Here is a 16,724-nt window from a genome sequence, read left to right on the forward strand (position 1 = left end):
ATCCCCTTTCCGACGTGTTGTTGAGGAGTGCCATGTCCACCGAGACCGAGACCGGCGACCAGCACGGCAGCCAGGCCGTCGACCGGACCGCGGACCCCGTCCTGGTCGGCGTCGACTTCGACCTGATCCCCTGGGAGAAGTGGCAGAAGCCGGGCGCCGAGGGCCGGGTGAAGATTGCCTACACCCAGGGCCTGCGGGTCCGCCTGATGGAGCTGCCCGCCGGCTTCGACGAGCACGAGTGGTGCCACCGCGGCCACCAGGGCTATGTGCTGCAGGGCGAGTTCACCATCCACTTCGAGGACCGTTCGGTGCCGTGCCGCCCCGGCATGGGCTTCGTGATCCCGGACGACGAGAAGCACCGTTCGCAGGGCGCGCAGGGCGAGCCGACCGTCGTGTACGTCGTCGACAAGGTGGTGCCGACCGCATGAGCACCGACCGCACGAACGCCGACCGTACGAGTGCCGACCGCACGGGGGCCGACGGTACGGGGGCCGACCCGTCGTCGCCCGCGATCGATCCCCGGATCGAGGAACTGCGGCTCTCCGTCGACGCCCTCGACCGGCGGATCGTCGGGCTGCTGGCGGAGCGCACCGCCGTGGTGCGGGAGCTGACCGGGTTCAAGCGGGACGAGGAGACGGTCCGCTCCCCGGGCCGGGTCGAGCAGGTCGTCGCCAAGGTCCGGGGCCTGGCGGACGAGCACGGCATGCCGCCGGGGATCGCCGAGGCCACCTACCGCACGCTGATCGACGAGCTGACCGGGATGCAGATGGTGCTCCTGGAGGAGCGCCGGGCCGCCGCCGCCGCGGCGGCGGCCGCCGGTTCCGTGGCCGGGGCCGCTGCCGGGGTCGCCGCCGGGGAAGGGCCATGAGCCGTCGGCACCCGGCCGACCTGCGGGCGGCGCTGGCCGCGCTGGACCTGATGCCAGGAGAACTGGTCCGGGTCCGGGAGGAGGTCCCGGCGCGGTTCGGGGTCTCCTCCCGCTACGCCCGGTGGGCCGGCGCCCCGGCGGCGCCGCCCACCGGCCCCGGCCCGGCCGTCCTGTTCGAGCAGGTGACGCCGTCGGGCGGCGCGGCCGAGGACAGCGGGAGCGGGCACGGCGGCGCCGGTGACGACGGGGCCGGGGACGGTGCGGAACCCGGGGCCAGTGCCGTCCTGATGGGCCTCTACGGGACCAGGCGCCGGGCGGCGGCCCTGCTCGGCGCCACCCCCGCCGAGCTGGCCCACCGGCTGCTGGACGCGGTGGCCGCGCCGCTGCCGCCGGTGCCCGCCGCCGACCCCGACCGCTGGGCCCGCAGCGACCGGAAGCCGGACCTGACCACGCTGCCCGTCCCGGTGCTCACCGACGAGGACGCCGGCCCCTACCTCACCCTCGGCGCCGTGCTGGCCACCGATCCGGCCACCGGCGTGCGCAACCTGTCGATCCACCGGATGTGCGTCCAGGGCCCCGACCTGCTCACCATCTGGATGGTGCCGGGGCGGGACCTCGAACAGGCCCACCGCAACTCCCTCGCCGCCGGACGGCCGCTGCCGGTGGCGATCCACCTCGGCCTCGGCCCCGCCGTGCTGCTCGCCTCCTGCTGCCCCACCTCGCTCGTCCCGACCGGGACGGACGAACTGGCGGTGGCCGGGGCGCTCGCGGGCGCGCCGGTGGAACTGCTGCCCTGCCGCACGGTGGACGCCGAGTACATCGCCCACGCCGAGTACGTGCTGGAGGGCGAGCTGCTGCCGGACACCATGCCGGAGAACCCCCGGGGCACCGCCGCCACCCCGGAGTTCCTCGGCTACCAGGGCACCGCGCACCCGGCCCTGCCGACCGTCCGGATCACCGGGATCACCGCCCGGCGCGGCCCGATCCTCCAGGCGGTCTCCGGCCCGGGCCACGAACAGTCCGTCCTGCTCGGCTTCGGGATGGAGGCGGCCGTGCTGGCCGCGCTGCGCCGCCGCGGCGCCCCCGTCCGGGCGGTGCACTGCCACACCGCCGGCGGGGGGCAGCTGATGGTCGTGCTCCAGTGGGCGGCCAAGCGTTCGGCCGAGGACGACGCGCTGGTGCGGGAGGCGTCCCGGGCCGTCCTGGAGGAGTTCCGGATGGCCAAGCTGGTGCTGTCGGTGGACGAGGACGTGGACCTGGAGTCGGACCAGGACCTGTGGTGGGCGATGGTCACCCGGTGGCAGGCCGACCGGGACCTGCTGGTCCTGCCGGACCGGGAGGGCTTCCCGCTCGACCCGACCCAGTCGGTCGCCTACTCGCCCGCGCTGTCGGCGGACGGCCGCACCGCGAAGGCGGTGTTCGACTGCACCGTGCCGTACGCGCAGCGGCGCCGCTTCCGCCGGGCCCGGTTCACCGACGCCCCCGGCTCCGACCGGCGGTAGCGGCCTCCCGGACCGCCGTGGCCTCACGGACCGCTGCGGCCAGCAGCGCCGTGCCCTCGGCGATCCGGGCGCCGGGCAGGGCGGCGTAGCCCATCAGGAAGGTCGGTTCGGCCGGCGGCTCCCGCACGAAGTACCCCGAGGCCGGGTACACCCGCACACCGAGCGCCGCGGCCCGGCGGACGATCTCGTCCTCGCCGACGCCGCGCGCCCCGGTGAGGGCGACCAGGACGTGCAGGCCGGCGGCGGCCCCGGAGATCCGCACCTCGGCGCCGAAGTGCGTGTAGAGGCCGTCCAGCAGCGAGCGGCGGCGCTCCCGGTACAGCCGGGTCATCCGGCTGACGTGCCGGGCGTAGGCGCCGGTGGCGACGAAGTGCGCCAGCGCCTCCTGGTCGACCGTCGGGGTCAGCCGGTCGGTGATCCACTTGATCCCGAGGAACGGCCGCACCAGGCGCTGCGGCAGGATCGCGTAGCCGATCCGCAGCGCCGGGAAGAGCGTCTTGCTGAAGCTGCCGACGTAGACCACCGTGCCCTGGTGCCGGGCGGCGGCCAGGGCCGGCAGCCGTTCGGCGGCGAAGGTGAACTCGTTGTGGTAGTCGTCCTCCAGCACGGTCGCCCCGCGCTGCCCGGCCCAGGCCAGCAGGGCCCGCCGCCGGTCCTCGGACATGATGAACCCGGTCGGGAACTGGTGCGAGGGCGTCACGTAGACCAGCCGCACCCGGTCCGGGTCCTGGCCGTGCGCCCGGACGTGGGCGTCGATGTCCGCGACCCGCAGCCCCTCCTCGTCCACCGGCACCGGCACCACGGTCCCGGCGGTGGAGCCGAAGACCTGGCGCAGCACGGTGTGGCTCGGGTCCTCGATCACCACCACGTCGCCCGGGCCGACCAGCAGCCGGGCCAGGATGTCCAGCGCCTGGGTGGCCCCGCTGGTCACCAGGATGCTGTCGGGCGAGGCGTCCAGGGCCCGGCTCTGCCGGACCAGGGTGGCGATCTGCGCCCGCAGCGCGGCGGAGCCCTCGGCCGGCCCGTACCCGAGCGCGGCGACGTCCGCCCGCGCGTACGCCTCGTGCACGGACTGCCGCCAGCGCGACACCGGGAAGTTGGCCAGCGCCGGGGTCCCGTGCCGGAAGTCCAGCGCCGCGCCGGCCTGTTGCATCGGCGGCGGCTCCCACGGCTGCCACAGCGCGTCCCCGCCGTCGGTGGCGAGCGGCGGCTGCGGCGCGAGCGCCGTCCGGGCCGGACCGGGCGCGGAGCCCTCCCCGGCGGCCCGCTCCGCGACCCTGGTCCCCGATCCCCGGCGGGCCGTCAGCAGGCCGTTGGCGGTGAGCAGTTCGTACGCCCGCAGGATCACCGTGCGCGACACCCCGAGCTGGGCGGCCAGCTCGCGCGAGGCGGGCACCGCCTCCCCGGCCCGCAGCCGCCCCGACCTGACCAGCCCGGCGATGCCGTCGCACACCTGCTGCTGCAGGGGCGTCGCACTGCCCCGGTCCAGCACGATCAGCAGCTCCGACGATCCCACGCCTCTCCCTCCGGCCCCGTTTTCCCGAAGTGTCGCATGCACGACACCTGGTGGGGCCGTCCGGCCGCAGGCCCGCCCTCCCCGCGTGCCGTTCCGGTCCTTCGGTGGGCGGAGGGGACGGGATCCGGGCTCCCGCGGGGTACCGGTCGGCCCGGCGGAGGGCGACCGGGGGCGGGATGCCCCGTTGTCGGGCGTAATGGAAGGACCCGCCCCCGCGCGCACCGCACCGGGGCGCCGGGGTCGACCGGGCCCGGGGTCGGTCGAGCCGGTGCCGGTCTAGCCGGTTCTGATCCGGCCGGTGCCGAGTGCCGCGACCGAAGGAGGACGGTGGTGAACGAGGATGAGCGATGAGCGGCAGTCCGGTCCGGCGGGTCGGGACCGGTGGTCGGAGGGGCGGGGCGAACGCCTGTTGGGGGAGCTGCTCGACCGGTCCCGCGAGCTGCCGCCCCAGCTGATCGTCCCGCTGGTCGCCGCCGTGGTGCACGGGTTCGGCGGCCGTGACCCGGTGCTCCTGCTGCAGGACTACGGCCAGACGGTGCTCGCGCCGCTGCCGGGGCGGGGGTCGGTCGCGGGGGAGCCGGTGCCGATCGACGGCACCCCCGCGGGTGCCGCCTTCCTGGGCGGTGTCCCGGTCGAGGAGCCGACGGCCGACGGGGTGCGGCTGTACCTGCCGCTGCTGGACGGCGGCGACGAGGTGGGGGTCCTGGCCCTCACACTGGACGCCGTCGACGAGGACGACCGGCCGCTGCTGCGGCGCTTCGCCGCCATGGTCACCGATCTGCTGGTCACCAAGAGCGGCTACACCGACCGGATCTTCCAGGCCCGGCGCGTCGAAGCGATGAGCGTGGCCGCCGAGATCCAGTGGTCACTGCTGCCGCCGCTGTCGATGGCCGTGCCCCGGGTCGCCGTGGCCGGCATCCTCGAACCCGCCTACCAGGTGGCCGGTGACAGCTTCGACTACGCGCTCAACGACGACGTTCTGCACGTGGCCACGATCGACGCGATGGGTCACGGGCTGGACGCCGCGACCATGGCGACCGTGGCCATCGGCGCGTACCGGCACGCCCGACGTGCCGACATCGGACTGGCCGAGATCTACGCGTTCATGGACCGGGCCATCGCCGAGCAGTTCGGGCCGGACCACTTCGTCACCGCGCAGATGATGCGCCTGGACACCGGGACCGGCCACCTGCAGTGGGTCAACGCCGGGCATCCTCAGCCGTTGCTGATCCGCGGGCACGTCGTCGTCGAGCGGTTGGAGAGCGCCACCACCCTGCCGGTCGGCTTCGGCGGGGAGGAGCCGGTGATCAGCGAGCGGGTACTGCGGCACGGCGACCGGGTCCTGTGCTTCACCGACGGCCTGGTCGAGGAGCGCGAGGCCGGCGGGGAGCAGTTCGGGGAGGATCAGCTCATCGACTGGGTCAACCGCGTCGAGCGCTCGCAGACCGGGGTGCGGGCCGTGGTGCGTGCGCTCTCCCACGTCCTGAAGGAGCGGCGGGGCGGTCGGACGAGCGACGATGCCACCCTGTTCCTGATCGAGTGGCGCTGAGACCCCCGGCTGCCGCCCCGGCCGCGGCCCCGGCCTCCGTCCCGGCCTCCGTCCCGGCCTCCGTCCCGGCGGGTCGGCTCGGTGGCGGCGGAGTACCGTGGGGATGTCGGAGCGGGTCGGCTTTCCTCGGGCGTAGCCCGCTTTCCCCGGTGCGTCGTGCGTCGCTTCCTCGGGTGCGGCGCTCCCTCGGGCGAACAGGAAAGGCGGGGCGAGAGATGTCCGTCTACGTGAAGCTCTCGGCCGAAGCCCGGGCTCCGGCGGAGCCGTCGAAGGGGCCGCTGGACCTGCAGTACGAGGACGGCGCGGACGGCGTCACCTTCGAGTACGACCTGCATCCCAGCGGTGCGCTGCGCGTCCTGCGGGTCTACGAGGACACTCCGTACCGGATCGAGGTCTGCTTCGGCCCCGGGGCGTGGCTCCAGGTCGCGGGCAGCTACCTGCGGAGCGGTGCCGAGTACTGACGGCATCAGCACCGGCACCGGCATCGGCGGCGGTTGCCCGGCGATCCCCGAAACGGGAGGCGGAGGTCAGGATGCCCCACTACCGATGGGCCCTGGAGACGCAGGACGACGGCGGCCACTGGTCCCGGCAGGACCACACCGCCCTGCCGGATCCACTGGAGTACGACGGGCCTCCCCAACGGGCGGCCAACCACCTGCGGGACGTGTTCGTACGCACGCTCTCCCGGCCCGCGCCAGGTCCCCGGGCGATCAGGATCCGCCTCTGGGACGGTGCCGACATCGCCGGCCGGCCCCAGGCCGAGGCCGAGTGGTCACGCGAGTGACATCCGGCCCGCGACCGGACCGGTCGGTGTCCGGCCGGCTGCGCGGGAACCGGTCCGACTGTGCGGGCACTGGCCGGCTACGCGGGCACCGGCCAGGAGGCGGCCCGGCCGCGGGCGACGTCCGCCCTCCTGGCCGCCGCACCGTCGTTGTCGGAGGGAGCGAGGGCCGACGGCAGGAAGTCGGCACGGGATCCCGGCCCCCGGCCTCCGCCGCCCGTTCCCGCGGCGAGCAGACCGCTTGCGCCCGTGGTGTTCGCGGAACCGGCGGCCTCGGCCATCAGCCGGGCGGCGTCGTCGGCGTCGGTCTCCGGCGGGACGACCAGCAGGTTCAGCCTGCGCGGGGCGTACGAGAACACCGCGATCGTGTGCTCGTCCTGCTCGGTGGTGAACCAGCCCGCGTGCACGGTGTGCCCGGCGACCGGGATCCGCCGGGGGATGACGGGCCACTGCGCGGGGTTCAGGGTGATCCGGGTGATCCGGCCCCACCGCCGGTCGATGTCGGAGGCCAGGGCGGGGAGTTCGAGGAGAAGATCGCGCGACCGGGGCCACCAGGCTCCGTCCAGGCGGCCGGGTCGCACGCCGCCGGGCCGCGCGCCGTCGGGCACGAGGGAGAGCCGGGCGGGGGGATCCGGGGCGGTGGGCGTCGTCGCACGATCGAGCGTCGTGGTCATGGTCAAGGACCTGTCCCCGGGCCCGGCCCACGAGGCCGGGTCCGGCATTGCCGAGCGCCGGAGACGACGCCAGTGTCCGGTGCCGGCATGCGAAGTGCCTTCGGTAATACCCAGGTTACTCCCCGTCCGCTCCGAACCCGGCATGGTCGCGGTGGCCGGTTCCGGCGCCCGGCATCGGAGCGGACCACCGTGCGGTCGGCCACCGTTCAGCCGAGCAGGAGTTCCGCCGCCGGAGTGCGGTTCCCGGTCGTCGATGCGCCGGCCATCGCGGAGAAGGCCGTCGCCGCGCTGGTGCCGGGCGGTACCACCAGCAGGAGGAAGTGGTCCTGGAAGCCGCGGGTGACGCTGATCGTCGCGTCGCTGCCGGTGAACCAGTTGATCCTGACCGTCAGGCCGTTCGCGGCGACCGAGCGGGGCACGCTGTCCCAGGCCGAGCTGTCGAGGCCGACCCGGACGATGCGTCCGAAGTGGGCACCGAGCGCGGTGATCAGGTCCGGCAGTTCGGCGGCGAGGTGGTTGGTACGGGGCCACCAGGCGCCGTCGAAGACCCCGTCGCGGGACATCGTCGGTTCCAGCAGCAGGCGGGGCAGCAGCGGCACACCGGGCACCGACCACCGCCCTGCGGATACGGGGAGGGGGATCGGCATCATCGAAGGCCGCCAGTCCGGTCCACGAGGGACCCGTCATGACCCAGGGCGACGTCGACGCTGATGCCGGTGTGCGGGATGTCCTCGGTTGTCCTTCACGGTACTCCGCGGCGGTCCGCTCCGGGCTGCTCCGGTCCGTTCGGGTCCGGTCCGTCCGGTCCGGTCCGCCCGCCGCCGGAGTAGGGTCGTAGACATCCAGGGCATGACGCATTCCGGTACCCGTTCCGGCTTCGTTCTGGGTGAAGGGCGATCCGGTGGCCCCCGGTGGGCGACCGGAGACGGGACCGGTGAACACCGTGACCACCTACTCCCCGCACACGGACGTGACCACCTGCTCCCCGCAGACGGAACGGCCCGGCCACGGCCTCACGGTCGCGGACGCCATGGAACCCTGCGAGTACCAGATAGCCGACGACAGCACCGTCGACCAGGCCGACGACATCCTGCACGGCGCCGACATCGAGTACCTGCTGGTCCGCGACCACGACGGCCGGTGCGAGGGGCTGGTCACCCGCACCGGACTCCACCCCTTCCTGGAGCGCGCCCGGTCCACCGAGCGCACCGCGATCAGCGCGACCACCCACCAGCGGGGCCCGTTCGCCTGGCCGACGATGGGCCTGGCCCTGGCCGCGATCGCGATGCGGATCAAGCACCTGGCGGTCTGGCCCGTCGTCGACGAGGACGGCTACATCCTCGGCGTACTCACCGCGGACCGCGCCTCCGGCCTCCTCGTCACCGGCCTCCTCGCCACCACCGCGCCGACCCCGTGACCGGCTCCGTGGCCGACTTCGTGATCGGCTTCGTGATCGGCTTCGTGGCCGACTTCGTGGCCGACTTCGTGATCGGCTTCGTGATCGGCTCCGTCTAGGACGGAATCTGTCCTAGACGGTCCCTACTGTCTCTCCCGAAGGCAGTGACCGGAACGGTGATGGGGAGGGATCCGCCATGATTCTTGTGATCGGCGCGACCGCGCACTTCGGACGGCAGACGGTGGAGGCGCTGGCGGGTGCCGGGCGGAAGGTCCGGGCCCTTTCGCGGACCCCCGAGAAGGCCGGACTTCCCGAGGGCGTGGAGGTGGTGCGCGGGGACCTGGCCCGTCCGGAGACACTCGGGCCCGCGCTGGACGGTGTCACCGAGCTGTTCCTGGTGCTGCCCTACGGCATGGACGTACAGCCGCTGCTGGACCGGGTGCGGCAGGCGGGAGTGCGGCAGATCGTGTTCCTGTCCTCGGGCGCCGTCGTCGACGGCGCGGACCCGCAGCCCGATGTGATCGGCGCCTACCACGCACGGGTGGAAGAGGAGATCACGGCGATGGGCATCGACCGGACGTTCCTGCGGCTGTTCTTCCCGGCGATCAACTCGCTGGCCTGGGCCATGCAGCTGCAGGGCGGCGGCGACGTCCTCCGCGGCCCGCACGCCGCGGCCGCCGCCTCGGTGGTGCACGAGCGCGATGTCGCCGACGCGGCCGCCGCCGTGCTCGGCAGCCCCGAACACTTCGGCCGGGTGTACGAGCTGACCGGCCCGCAGTCGCTCACCCAGACCGAACAGGTCGAGACGCTCGGCCGGGCCCTCGGCCGCGAGCTGCGCTTCGAGGAGGTGCCCGCGCCGGCCGTGCGCCAGCAGCTCAGCCAGTTCATGGACGCCGACTTCGTGGCCGCCCTGCTGGACCTGATGGCCGACACCGTCGGCAAGCCCGCCCCGGTCAACGACACCGTCGAGCACCTGACCGGTCACCCGCCCCGCCCGTACACCCGGTGGGCCGCGGACAACCTGGCCGCCTTCCGCTGACCACCCGCCCCGGCGGAACGCCGGAGGGCCCGGCCGCGTGCGCGGTCGGGCCCTCCGTGCCGCTCGCGGTCCGTCCGCTCGCCCCCGCTACTCCGTCCGCAGGACCTCCGCCACAGGTGCCCTCGCCGCGCCCCGGGACGGGAGGTAGGCCCCCAGCGCGGCGATCACGGGGCCGGAGAGGACCAGCAGCGCCACCGTCGGCCAACTCCACACCTGCAGAAGCGAGTCCGGCAGATCGAGCCCCGTGCCGCGTCCGGTCAGCGGGACGACGATCCGGTGCGCCAGCATCCCGAGCGGCGCGCCGACGATCCCGCCGACCGCCCCGATCGCCGCCACGGACGTCACCGTCATGGCGATCACCTGGCGCGGAGTCATACCGATGGACTTGAGCATCCCCAGGTCCTTGCGCCGCTCGCGGGTGTTGAGGAGCACCGTGTTGAACACGCCGAGGCCGGAGACGAGGACCAGCATCAGGGTGAGCGTCGACACCACACCGATGATGACCTTCTCGACGGTGTCGGAAGCGCCGTTCACCGACGCGTTCAGCCCCGGATCCGTGCCGGCGGCCGCGGTCGCGTAGCCCTGCGCGTCGGTGCCCTTGGTGAGCTGGACGGAGAAGCCCTGGGCGCGCTGGACCGGGGTGAGCGGGACGAAGCGGTCCCAGTCGAGCGTGGTCACGTCCCAGCCCTCGGTGGTTTCGCCGACGATCTTCTGCGGCTGCGGCCCGTCGCTCGTGTCCAGCGTGATCGTGTCGCCGAGGGACACCTTGTGCCGGTGCCAGAACTCGGACGAGACCACGATCTCGTTCGGCCCCTCGATCCAGCGTCCCCGGACGAGGTCCGGGTGCAGCTCGGCCGTGTCGCCGCTCTCGACGCCCACCCGGACGATGTCCGGCGAGCCGGCCATCCGGGTTTCCGCCACGCTCCGCGCGGACACGTGGGCGGTGCCGGGCAGCGCGCGCAGCAGTGCGAAGAGTTCGGCGTCGGAGTGGGTCGGGCCGGGCTGGTTCCACTTGGGGTTGTTGAGGTCGACGCGCACCTGGACCCGGTCCGTCTGGTCCCGCAGCTTCCCGAACTCGACCACCGAGGCGGAGACGCCGAGCGCCATCGTCACCGTCATGACGCCGAGCACGACGGTCGACAGCGTCAGGGCGGTGCGGCCGGGCCGGGTGAACGGCCACCCCAGGCCCAGGCTCACCGGTCGCGGCAGCCGGGGCCCGCCGAGCCTGCGCTGGACCGCCAGTCCGCGTCCGGTCCGCGGGGCGCCGCCCGCGCTGATGGCGACGGCGGCGGGCAGGCGGCGGGCGCGCAGCGCCGGGACGAGCGCGGACAGCGCGACCAGGACCGGCATCCCGACCAGCACGACCGGATGGACCCAGCTCGGCACGGTCGCCCCGTCGACGACGAGATCGTTGCCGAAGATCCCGAAGAACGCCTGGCGCACCAGCTTCCTGCCGACGAGGCCGCCGACCACCGAGCCGAGCACGCTGCCGATCACGGCGGGGACGGTGACCATGACGAGGTAGACCGCCGTCACCTGGTTCGGTGTGAACCCGAGGGCCTTGAGGACGCCGATGTGCCGGAAGCCCGAGACGACCGCGCCGCTGACGACGTTGCCGACGATCAGGACCGAGACGATCAGACCCAGCACGCCGAAGACCGTCAGGAAGGGCACATAGGTGTTCGGTCCCTTGGCGAGCTCCGCCTTGAGGGCCAGGTAGGAGCCGGTCCCGGTCAGGGCGTCCGACGGCAGGCCCTCGGTGGCGGCGGCGGTGCCGGCCTTCAGCGCCGACTCCGACCCGGCGTCCTCGAAGCGGTACATCATCTGGAACGAGGCCGCGCCCAGGGCCCGGGCCTGGTCCGGTGCGACCCAGCCGCCCGCGGACCGGCTCGCCGAGGAGGCGTAACCGACGACCTTCAGCCTCACGCCGTCCGGGGTGACGACCTCGTGCTCGGACCGGATCTCCATCCGGCCGAGGGACGCGGGCGCGTTCAGGACGATCTCGCCGGGGCCGGACGGCCAGCGGCCGGCGCTGAGTCCGAGGGTGTCGACCGGGGTGTCCGGCCGGTCGCGGCCGACGACGGTGAACGAACCCGACATCCCGATCGGGTGGTCGCCGGTCTCCGAGGGCGAGTGGAGGACGGCCACGGGGTACGGGCCGGCGGCGGCCTCGACGCCGGGGGCCTTCGCGGCCCGGTCGAGCTGCGCCGCGGTCACCTTCGAACTGTCGAACTCGGCGACCACGTGCGCCCCGTTCGCGGCGTCGTAGGCCCGGTCGAAGGGGCCCGACACGGCCGCCAGCAGGCCCAGCGTGGCGATGGCCATGGCGCTGGAGACCATGACGACGACACCGAGGACGAAGGTCTGGAACCTGCGTCGCTTCACGGCTGCCCGGGAGGCCCGCCAGACGGCGCTCATCGTGCGACCGCCGTGGCCGCAGTGTCCGCCGCGACCGTCGTGGCCACCGTGTCCGCCGCGCCGTTCATGGCGCTGTCCCGGGCGATGCGCCCGTCCGCGACCTCGACGACCCGGCGCGCGCACCGCGCGGCGAGCCGCGGGTCGTGGGTGACGACCAGGAGCGTCTGGCCGAGCCCGTTCAGATCCATGAGCAACTGCATCACCTGGTCGCCGGAGCGGCTGTCCAGGGCACCGGTCGGCTCGTCGGCCAGCAGCAGCGCCGGCCGGTTCATCAGGGCCCGCGCGGTGGCGACCCGTTGCCGCTCGCCGCCGGACAACGAGGCCGGGTAGACGTTCCTCCGGTCGGCGATGCCGAGTTCGTCCATGAGCTCCAGGGCGCGCTTGCGGGCCACCGCGGCCTTCAGCCCGACCAGTTGCCCGGACAGGGCGATGTTGTCCAGGGCCGGCAGGTCGTCCAGCAGGTTGAAGAACTGGAAGATCATGCCGACCCGGCGGCGGCGGAACAGGGCCAGGCCCTTCTCGTCGAGCCCGACCAGGTCCTCCCCGCCGACGACGACCGATCCGGCGGACGGCCGGTCCAGCCCGGACACCATGTTCAGCAGCGTCGACTTCCCGGAGCCCGAAGCCCCCATCACGGCGACCGACTCGCCCGCGCCGATCGTCAGCGAGACGCCGTCCAGGGCCGCGTAGTCACCGAAGTCCTTCCGCACGTCCGTGAGTCGGACGACGACGTCCCGTTCCTCGTAACCGCCAGTGTTGGTCATGGCGAGAACACTGCCGACCGCCCTGGTCGAGCGGCATCGGAGCGTCGTCCACATCCCGGGGCCGGGACACCGACCCAGGGTGTACACCCTCGGCCCGATGCCCCCGGACGATCATGCCGTTTACGATCGCGCCATGCCCACGACCCCGCCCGCGACGCTGCTCCACCGTGTGACCCCCGGCGCGTGGACGGCGCTCGCCTGGTGCGTGTCCACGCTGTACTCGTTCGTCGTCCAGATCCGTTGGCCGGGTGAACAACTGCAGCCCTGGGGCGAGAAGAGCCACCGCATCGAGCCGTTCGCGATGAGCCTCCGCGAGCAGGCGATGCTGCTGCTCGCCGCCGCCCTGACGGTCGGTGCCTGCCTGCTGCTGACCCGCCTGGCACTCGTCTCGACGACGCTGCTGGTGCTCGGCGCGCTGGTCCTGACCACCGGCCCGCTGCACACCACCAGCATCGCGCCCCAGCAGTACCTGCCGGTCTGCGTGGCCCTCTGCTTCGCCGCCGCCACCGAGGCCAGGCGGACGTCGCTGTGCTGCGCCGGGCTGGCCCTGGCCGGGCTGCTCGGCTACGTCGGCACGCGCCTGGCGCTGGGGTTCCGGGTGGGCACCTCGATCGAGGCCGTCGTCCTGATGATGGTGGTGGTGGCCTGGGTGGTCGGGAACTCGCGGCGTCAGGAACGCGAGCACACCGAGCAGATGCGTTCCCGGGTCGCCGAGCAGGCGGTGACGGCCGAACGGCTGCGGATCGCCCGCGAGCTGCACGACATGGTCGCGCACAGCATCGGCGTCGTCGCGATCCAGGCCGGGGCCGCCAGGCGCGTCATCGAGACCCAGCCGGAGGGCGCCCGCAAGGCCCTCGGCGTCATCGAGGAGACCAGCCGGGAGACGCTCGCCGGGCTCCGGCGCATGCTCGGCGCGCTCCACGACGCCGAGTCGGGCGCCGCCGGTCGGCCGCTCGCCGGACTCGGGGACGTCGACAGGCTGGTGGAGAACATTCGCGAGGCCGGCATCCGGGTGGACGTCGAGTGGCGCGGGGAGCGGCGTCCGCTGCCGCCCGAGGTCGACCTGTCCGCGTTCCGCATCATCCAGGAGTCCGTCACCAATGTGGTGAAGCACTCCAGGACGCAGCAGTGCCGGGTCTCGGTGGAATTCCGGCCGGGCGACCTGTCCGTCGTGGTCGTCGACAGCGGCTCCGGCAGCGGCCGGGGCGAGGGCACCGGCTACGGTATCGCCGGAATGCGTGACCGGGTGAGGCTGCTGAACGGCGACTTCACCGCCGGTCCGCGCCCCGAGGGCGGCTACCGCGTGACCGCCCGTCTCCCCGTCCCGATGGAGGTCTGATGCCGGTCCGCGTCGTGCTCGCCGACGACCAGCCGCTGATCCGCGCCGGCCTGGTCATGGTGATCACCGACATCCCGGACGTCGAGGTGGTCGGGGAGGCCGGGAACGGCGCCGAGGCCGTGCGGCTGGTGCGGGAACTGGCCCCCGACGTCGTCGTCATGGACATCCGGATGCCCGGCATGGACGGCATCGAGGCCACCCGGATGATCACGAAGGAGGCCGGCGCCCCGCACGTGATCGTCCTGACGACCTTCGACGACGACGACAACGTCTACAACGCCCTGCGGGCCGGGGCCTCGGGATTCCTCGTCAAGGACATGGCCCTGGACGACATCATCACGGCGGTACGGGTCGTCGCCGCCGGGGACGCCCTGATCGCACCGAAGGTGACCCGCCGCCTGATCGAGGAGTTCGCCGCCCGCCCCCAGCACCCCGCCACCCCGCGGCCCAAGGAGATCCAGGGCATCACCGACCGCGAACTCGAGGTGCTGACCCTGATCGGCCGGGGCCTGTCGAACGCCCTGATCGCCGAGACGATGTTCATCAGCACCGCCACCGTCAAGGCCTACGTGACCCGCCTGCTCGCGAAACTCGACGCCCGCGACCGCGTCCACCTCGTCATCCTCGCCTACGAGCACGGCCTGGTCTCCCCGACGGGATAGGACCTGCCGCCTTGTGGGAGCCGTCGCCCCAGGGGGCTCTATTCCTACTTCTTTGATAATCTTTGCTCCATGACTGAGACGCCCTACAGCATCGGCGAGGGGCCGGCCACCAGAGTCAGCCTCTCCCTGCCCGAAGGTACGGCCGAGGCGATCCGCCAACGGGTGGGCAAGCGCGAGTTCTCGGCGTTCATCACCGCAGCCGTCGAGCGGGAACTGCGCGGTCAGATCCTTGACGAGTACCTGGCCGACTACGAACGCCGGAAGGGATCGATCTCGCCGGTGGAGCAGGAGCGCGCACGGCAGGTCTTCGACGAGGTGTTCGCCGAGGAGGGCGGATGGCCCGTCGCAAGTTGAGCCACGAGGGCACCCTGGTGCTCGACTCCGAGGGTCTCTCCAAGCTGCTCGCCGACCACGAGCCCGCCGTCGCGCTGGTGGCGGAGGCCCGGAAGCGGGGCATGGAGGTGGTCATCAGCGCTCCGACCATCATCGAAGCCGTGCACGGCCGTACCGACCAGGCCCGCCTCCGGTGGATCCTGTCCGGGGTGCGGATCGTGCAGGTGGGTGACGAGGAGGCCCGGGCGGCTTCCGCGATGTTGATCGCCGCAGGTCTTCACGGCCACAAGTACGCGATCGACGCGGCAGTGGCCGAGATGGCGCTGCGGCAGCAGCGCCCGGTCGTCCTGCTGACGTCCGACATCGACGACATGGCCAAGCTCTGCGGCGACCGGGTCCGGCTCGTGGCCGTATGACACCGGGCCGGGCCTGCGGGCCCCGCCGCCGCATCCTCGACTGACCCGAACCCACCTGGTGCGAGCCCGAGGCGGCAGGCCCGATACAACGCCGAAGGCCCCGACCGCTGGGCGGTCGGGGCCTTCGTGCTGCCATGGCTGGCAGAGGCGGAGGATACGAGATTCGAACTCGTGAGGGGTTGCCCCCAACACGCTTTCCAATTCTCCCGAACCCCGTCCGCCGGGGTTCACTCCCGTCCTGAACGGCGGCGGAGTGAGCCGTTGGGTGGTGGCCGTACCGGGTTGGACGGCGATGAATGAGACCAAAACTGAGACCACGTTGCCTGGCACCTACGGCCGGATCACCCGTCTTGCTCAGGGTCAGCTATCCGTGTCCTTGGGATGCCGAGGCGAGGCGTAGACGAGATGGACGATCCGCCCCGGCTCGTCGACGAGGTAGCGCGCGCGCCCGCCGGCAGTCACCTCGTACTCCCACTGCGGTAGCTCGTCCCCGCCGAGAACGCGCGTCGCCAGGCGGCCTCGGAGCCGGTGCTGTCGATCGGGGTCACGCGTGGACAGGGGGGCATTGCGGAGGGCTTCGAAACAACGACGAGTGTTCCCCGGCGCCTCCGTGCAGAGGTCGCCCCACCCCTTGGCAGCTTCGTTGGTGGCGAATCGCAGCCGCCACTCGTCACCGACCGGTGGTGGCGGGACGTCGTCTCCGCGCTTGGGGCTCACGGGACGGGTACCTCGCCGTGGTCATCGCCGGTGAGCGGCCCGGTGAGCTGGGCGCTCAGCGTGGGGTCAGCCAGGATCCTGGCGGTGGCCCGCCACTCGACGATCACGCGGTGAAGATTGGCGTGGACGTCCAGTTCCACCACGTCGCGGGTGGCGTTCATGAGGTCGACGACGAACTCGCGCACCTCCTCGGCCGACAAGTGCCGGGTCCACGGGAAGACCTCGGGGAGGGCGAGGAGGACCGCGCGAGCACCCTCGTCGCTGGTGATCAGGGCCGCGAAAAGCCGCGCGGTGACGTCAGCGGTCTCCTCGCGCTCGCGGTCGTGACGTTCGGTGGTCAGGTACAGGTCCTCGCCGTCACGACGAGTGACGTGGACGCGCTGCGCTTGCTCGACGGTGTCCGCGACACGCTTCGAGTTCTTCGAGAGATCGGAGAACGACACGGTGAGAGTGGACATGCGGCCATGCTACTTCGGAACACGTTCCGAAGTCAATGGAAAGGACTGCGCCCCGGAGGCCGGAGCCCAGGGCGGCCGATCGGGCTGGAGGTCCTGCATGGGGTCGCATTGAACGGGGGCGGACGCCGGGGCGATGCCTCCGCTCTCCAGTCGGAATTACGGAGAGTGTCGACGCTGCTCGCAACCTTCGGGGATGTTGACTTCCGGAGGACTCCCGAAGGCTTCTCGCGGCGCGCCCTCCCTGCAAGTGTGAAGTTCACGGCTTGCTTCTTGTGTCGGTCGACCGCAGGGG

At 72.9% G+C, this 16,724-nt stretch carries 19 protein-coding genes; 12 read left to right on the forward strand and 7 right to left on the reverse strand.

Features of this window, described 5'->3' with window-relative positions:
- Positions 1–32 precede the first annotated feature (32 nt).
- Genes OG715_RS23250 through OG715_RS23260 form a run of 3 tightly spaced genes read left to right on the forward strand, consistent with a single transcriptional unit; the run spans position 33 to position 2,370 of the window.
- On the forward strand, positions 33–428 hold the full coding sequence (locus OG715_RS23250) for a cupin domain-containing protein (RefSeq protein WP_266270787.1): 396 nt from the start codon (positions 33–35) through the stop codon (positions 426–428).
- A complete protein-coding gene (locus OG715_RS23255) occupies positions 425–868 on the forward strand; it encodes a chorismate mutase (protein ID WP_266270789.1) in 444 nt (147 codons plus the stop codon). The genes OG715_RS23250 and OG715_RS23255 overlap by 4 nt, the downstream gene beginning before the upstream one ends.
- Positions 865–2,370 carry a UbiD family decarboxylase gene (locus OG715_RS23260; RefSeq protein ID WP_266270790.1) on the forward strand — a complete coding sequence of 502 codons (1,506 nt, stop codon included), beginning with the start codon at positions 865–867 and terminating at the stop codon, positions 2,368–2,370. Before OG715_RS23255 ends, OG715_RS23260 begins: the two co-directional genes overlap by 4 nt.
- Here OG715_RS23260 and pdxR read toward each other — a convergent pair.
- Complete coding sequence (gene pdxR, locus OG715_RS23265) at positions 2,339–3,886, reverse strand: MocR-like pyridoxine biosynthesis transcription factor PdxR (RefSeq protein ID WP_266270792.1); 1,548 nt, start codon at positions 3,884–3,886, stop codon at positions 2,339–2,341. The genes OG715_RS23260 and pdxR overlap by 32 nt on opposite strands.
- A 340-nt stretch (positions 3,887–4,226) precedes the next feature.
- Here pdxR and OG715_RS23270 point away from each other — a divergent pair, with 340 nt between their 5' ends.
- From OG715_RS23270 to OG715_RS23280, 3 genes are all read left to right on the forward strand, one after another.
- Positions 4,227–5,435, forward strand: a complete 1,209-nt coding sequence (locus tag OG715_RS23270; protein ID WP_266270793.1) for a PP2C family protein-serine/threonine phosphatase — start codon at positions 4,227–4,229, stop codon at positions 5,433–5,435.
- Between the two features lie 215 nt (positions 5,436–5,650).
- Positions 5,651–5,896, forward strand: coding sequence for a hypothetical protein (locus OG715_RS23275; protein ID WP_266270794.1), 246 nt, complete (start codon positions 5,651–5,653; stop codon positions 5,894–5,896).
- 71 nt (positions 5,897–5,967) lie between these two features.
- Positions 5,968–6,219: a hypothetical protein gene (locus tag OG715_RS23280; RefSeq protein WP_266270795.1), complete on the forward strand. Its 252-nt coding sequence runs from the start codon at positions 5,968–5,970 to the stop codon at positions 6,217–6,219.
- Positions 6,220–6,296: 77 nt separating this feature from the next.
- Here the strand turns inward: OG715_RS23280 and OG715_RS23285 are convergent, their stop codons facing one another.
- Together OG715_RS23285 and OG715_RS23290 are read right to left on the reverse strand one after the other, a co-directional pair.
- Positions 6,297–6,890, reverse strand: a complete 594-nt coding sequence (locus OG715_RS23285) for a DUF5994 family protein (RefSeq protein ID WP_266270796.1) — start codon at positions 6,888–6,890, stop codon at positions 6,297–6,299.
- Positions 6,891–7,096: 206 nt separating this feature from the next.
- Positions 7,097–7,498 (reverse strand): DUF5994 family protein, encoded by a 402-nt coding sequence (locus tag OG715_RS23290; protein ID WP_266270798.1) that lies wholly within the window; start codon positions 7,496–7,498, stop codon positions 7,097–7,099.
- Positions 7,499–7,824: 326 nt separating this feature from the next.
- On the opposite strand from OG715_RS23290, the gene OG715_RS23295 reads away from it, so the two are divergent.
- Both OG715_RS23295 and OG715_RS23300 read left to right on the forward strand, forming a co-directional pair.
- A complete protein-coding gene (locus OG715_RS23295; RefSeq protein ID WP_266270799.1) occupies positions 7,825–8,307 on the forward strand; it encodes a CBS domain-containing protein in 483 nt (160 codons plus the stop codon).
- Between the two features lie 175 nt (positions 8,308–8,482).
- Complete coding sequence (locus OG715_RS23300) at positions 8,483–9,325, forward strand: NmrA family NAD(P)-binding protein (RefSeq protein WP_266270800.1); 843 nt, start codon at positions 8,483–8,485, stop codon at positions 9,323–9,325.
- Between the two features lie 87 nt (positions 9,326–9,412).
- Here the strand turns inward: OG715_RS23300 and OG715_RS23305 are convergent, their stop codons facing one another.
- Complete coding sequence (locus tag OG715_RS23305; protein ID WP_327064156.1) at positions 9,413–11,710, reverse strand: ABC transporter permease; 2,298 nt, start codon at positions 11,708–11,710, stop codon at positions 9,413–9,415.
- A 29-nt stretch (positions 11,711–11,739) separates the two neighbouring features.
- On the reverse strand, positions 11,740–12,507 hold the full coding sequence (locus OG715_RS23310; protein WP_266270802.1) for an ABC transporter ATP-binding protein: 768 nt from the start codon (positions 12,505–12,507) through the stop codon (positions 11,740–11,742).
- Between the two features lie 133 nt (positions 12,508–12,640).
- Here OG715_RS23310 and OG715_RS23315 point away from each other — a divergent pair, with 133 nt between their 5' ends.
- From OG715_RS23315 to OG715_RS23330, 4 genes are all read left to right on the forward strand, one after another.
- Entirely contained in the window at positions 12,641–13,846 is a 1,206-nt protein-coding gene (locus tag OG715_RS23315) for a sensor histidine kinase (RefSeq protein ID WP_266270804.1), read from the forward strand.
- On the forward strand, positions 13,846–14,508 hold the full coding sequence (locus OG715_RS23320) for a response regulator (RefSeq protein WP_266270805.1): 663 nt from the start codon (positions 13,846–13,848) through the stop codon (positions 14,506–14,508). Before OG715_RS23315 ends, OG715_RS23320 begins: the two co-directional genes overlap by 1 nt.
- 69 nt (positions 14,509–14,577) lie before the next feature.
- On the forward strand, positions 14,578–14,862 hold the full coding sequence (locus OG715_RS23325; RefSeq protein WP_266270806.1) for a hypothetical protein: 285 nt from the start codon (positions 14,578–14,580) through the stop codon (positions 14,860–14,862).
- Complete coding sequence (locus OG715_RS23330; RefSeq protein ID WP_266270807.1) at positions 14,844–15,257, forward strand: PIN domain-containing protein; 414 nt, start codon at positions 14,844–14,846, stop codon at positions 15,255–15,257. Before OG715_RS23325 ends, OG715_RS23330 begins: the two co-directional genes overlap by 19 nt.
- Before the next feature lie 360 nt (positions 15,258–15,617).
- Here OG715_RS23330 and OG715_RS23335 read toward each other — a convergent pair whose 3' ends face one another.
- Both OG715_RS23335 and OG715_RS23340 read right to left on the reverse strand, forming a co-directional pair.
- Positions 15,618–15,974: a hypothetical protein gene (locus OG715_RS23335; RefSeq protein WP_266270809.1), complete on the reverse strand. Its 357-nt coding sequence runs from the start codon at positions 15,972–15,974 to the stop codon at positions 15,618–15,620.
- Positions 15,971–16,432: a prevent-host-death family protein gene (locus OG715_RS23340; RefSeq protein WP_266270810.1), complete on the reverse strand. Its 462-nt coding sequence runs from the start codon at positions 16,430–16,432 to the stop codon at positions 15,971–15,973. Before OG715_RS23340 ends, OG715_RS23335 begins: the two co-directional genes overlap by 4 nt.
- Positions 16,433–16,724: the final 292 nt, after the last annotated feature.

Source organism: Kitasatospora purpeofusca, assembly GCF_036010405.1.
Lineage (GTDB): Bacteria > Actinomycetota > Actinomycetes > Streptomycetales > Streptomycetaceae > Kitasatospora > Kitasatospora purpeofusca.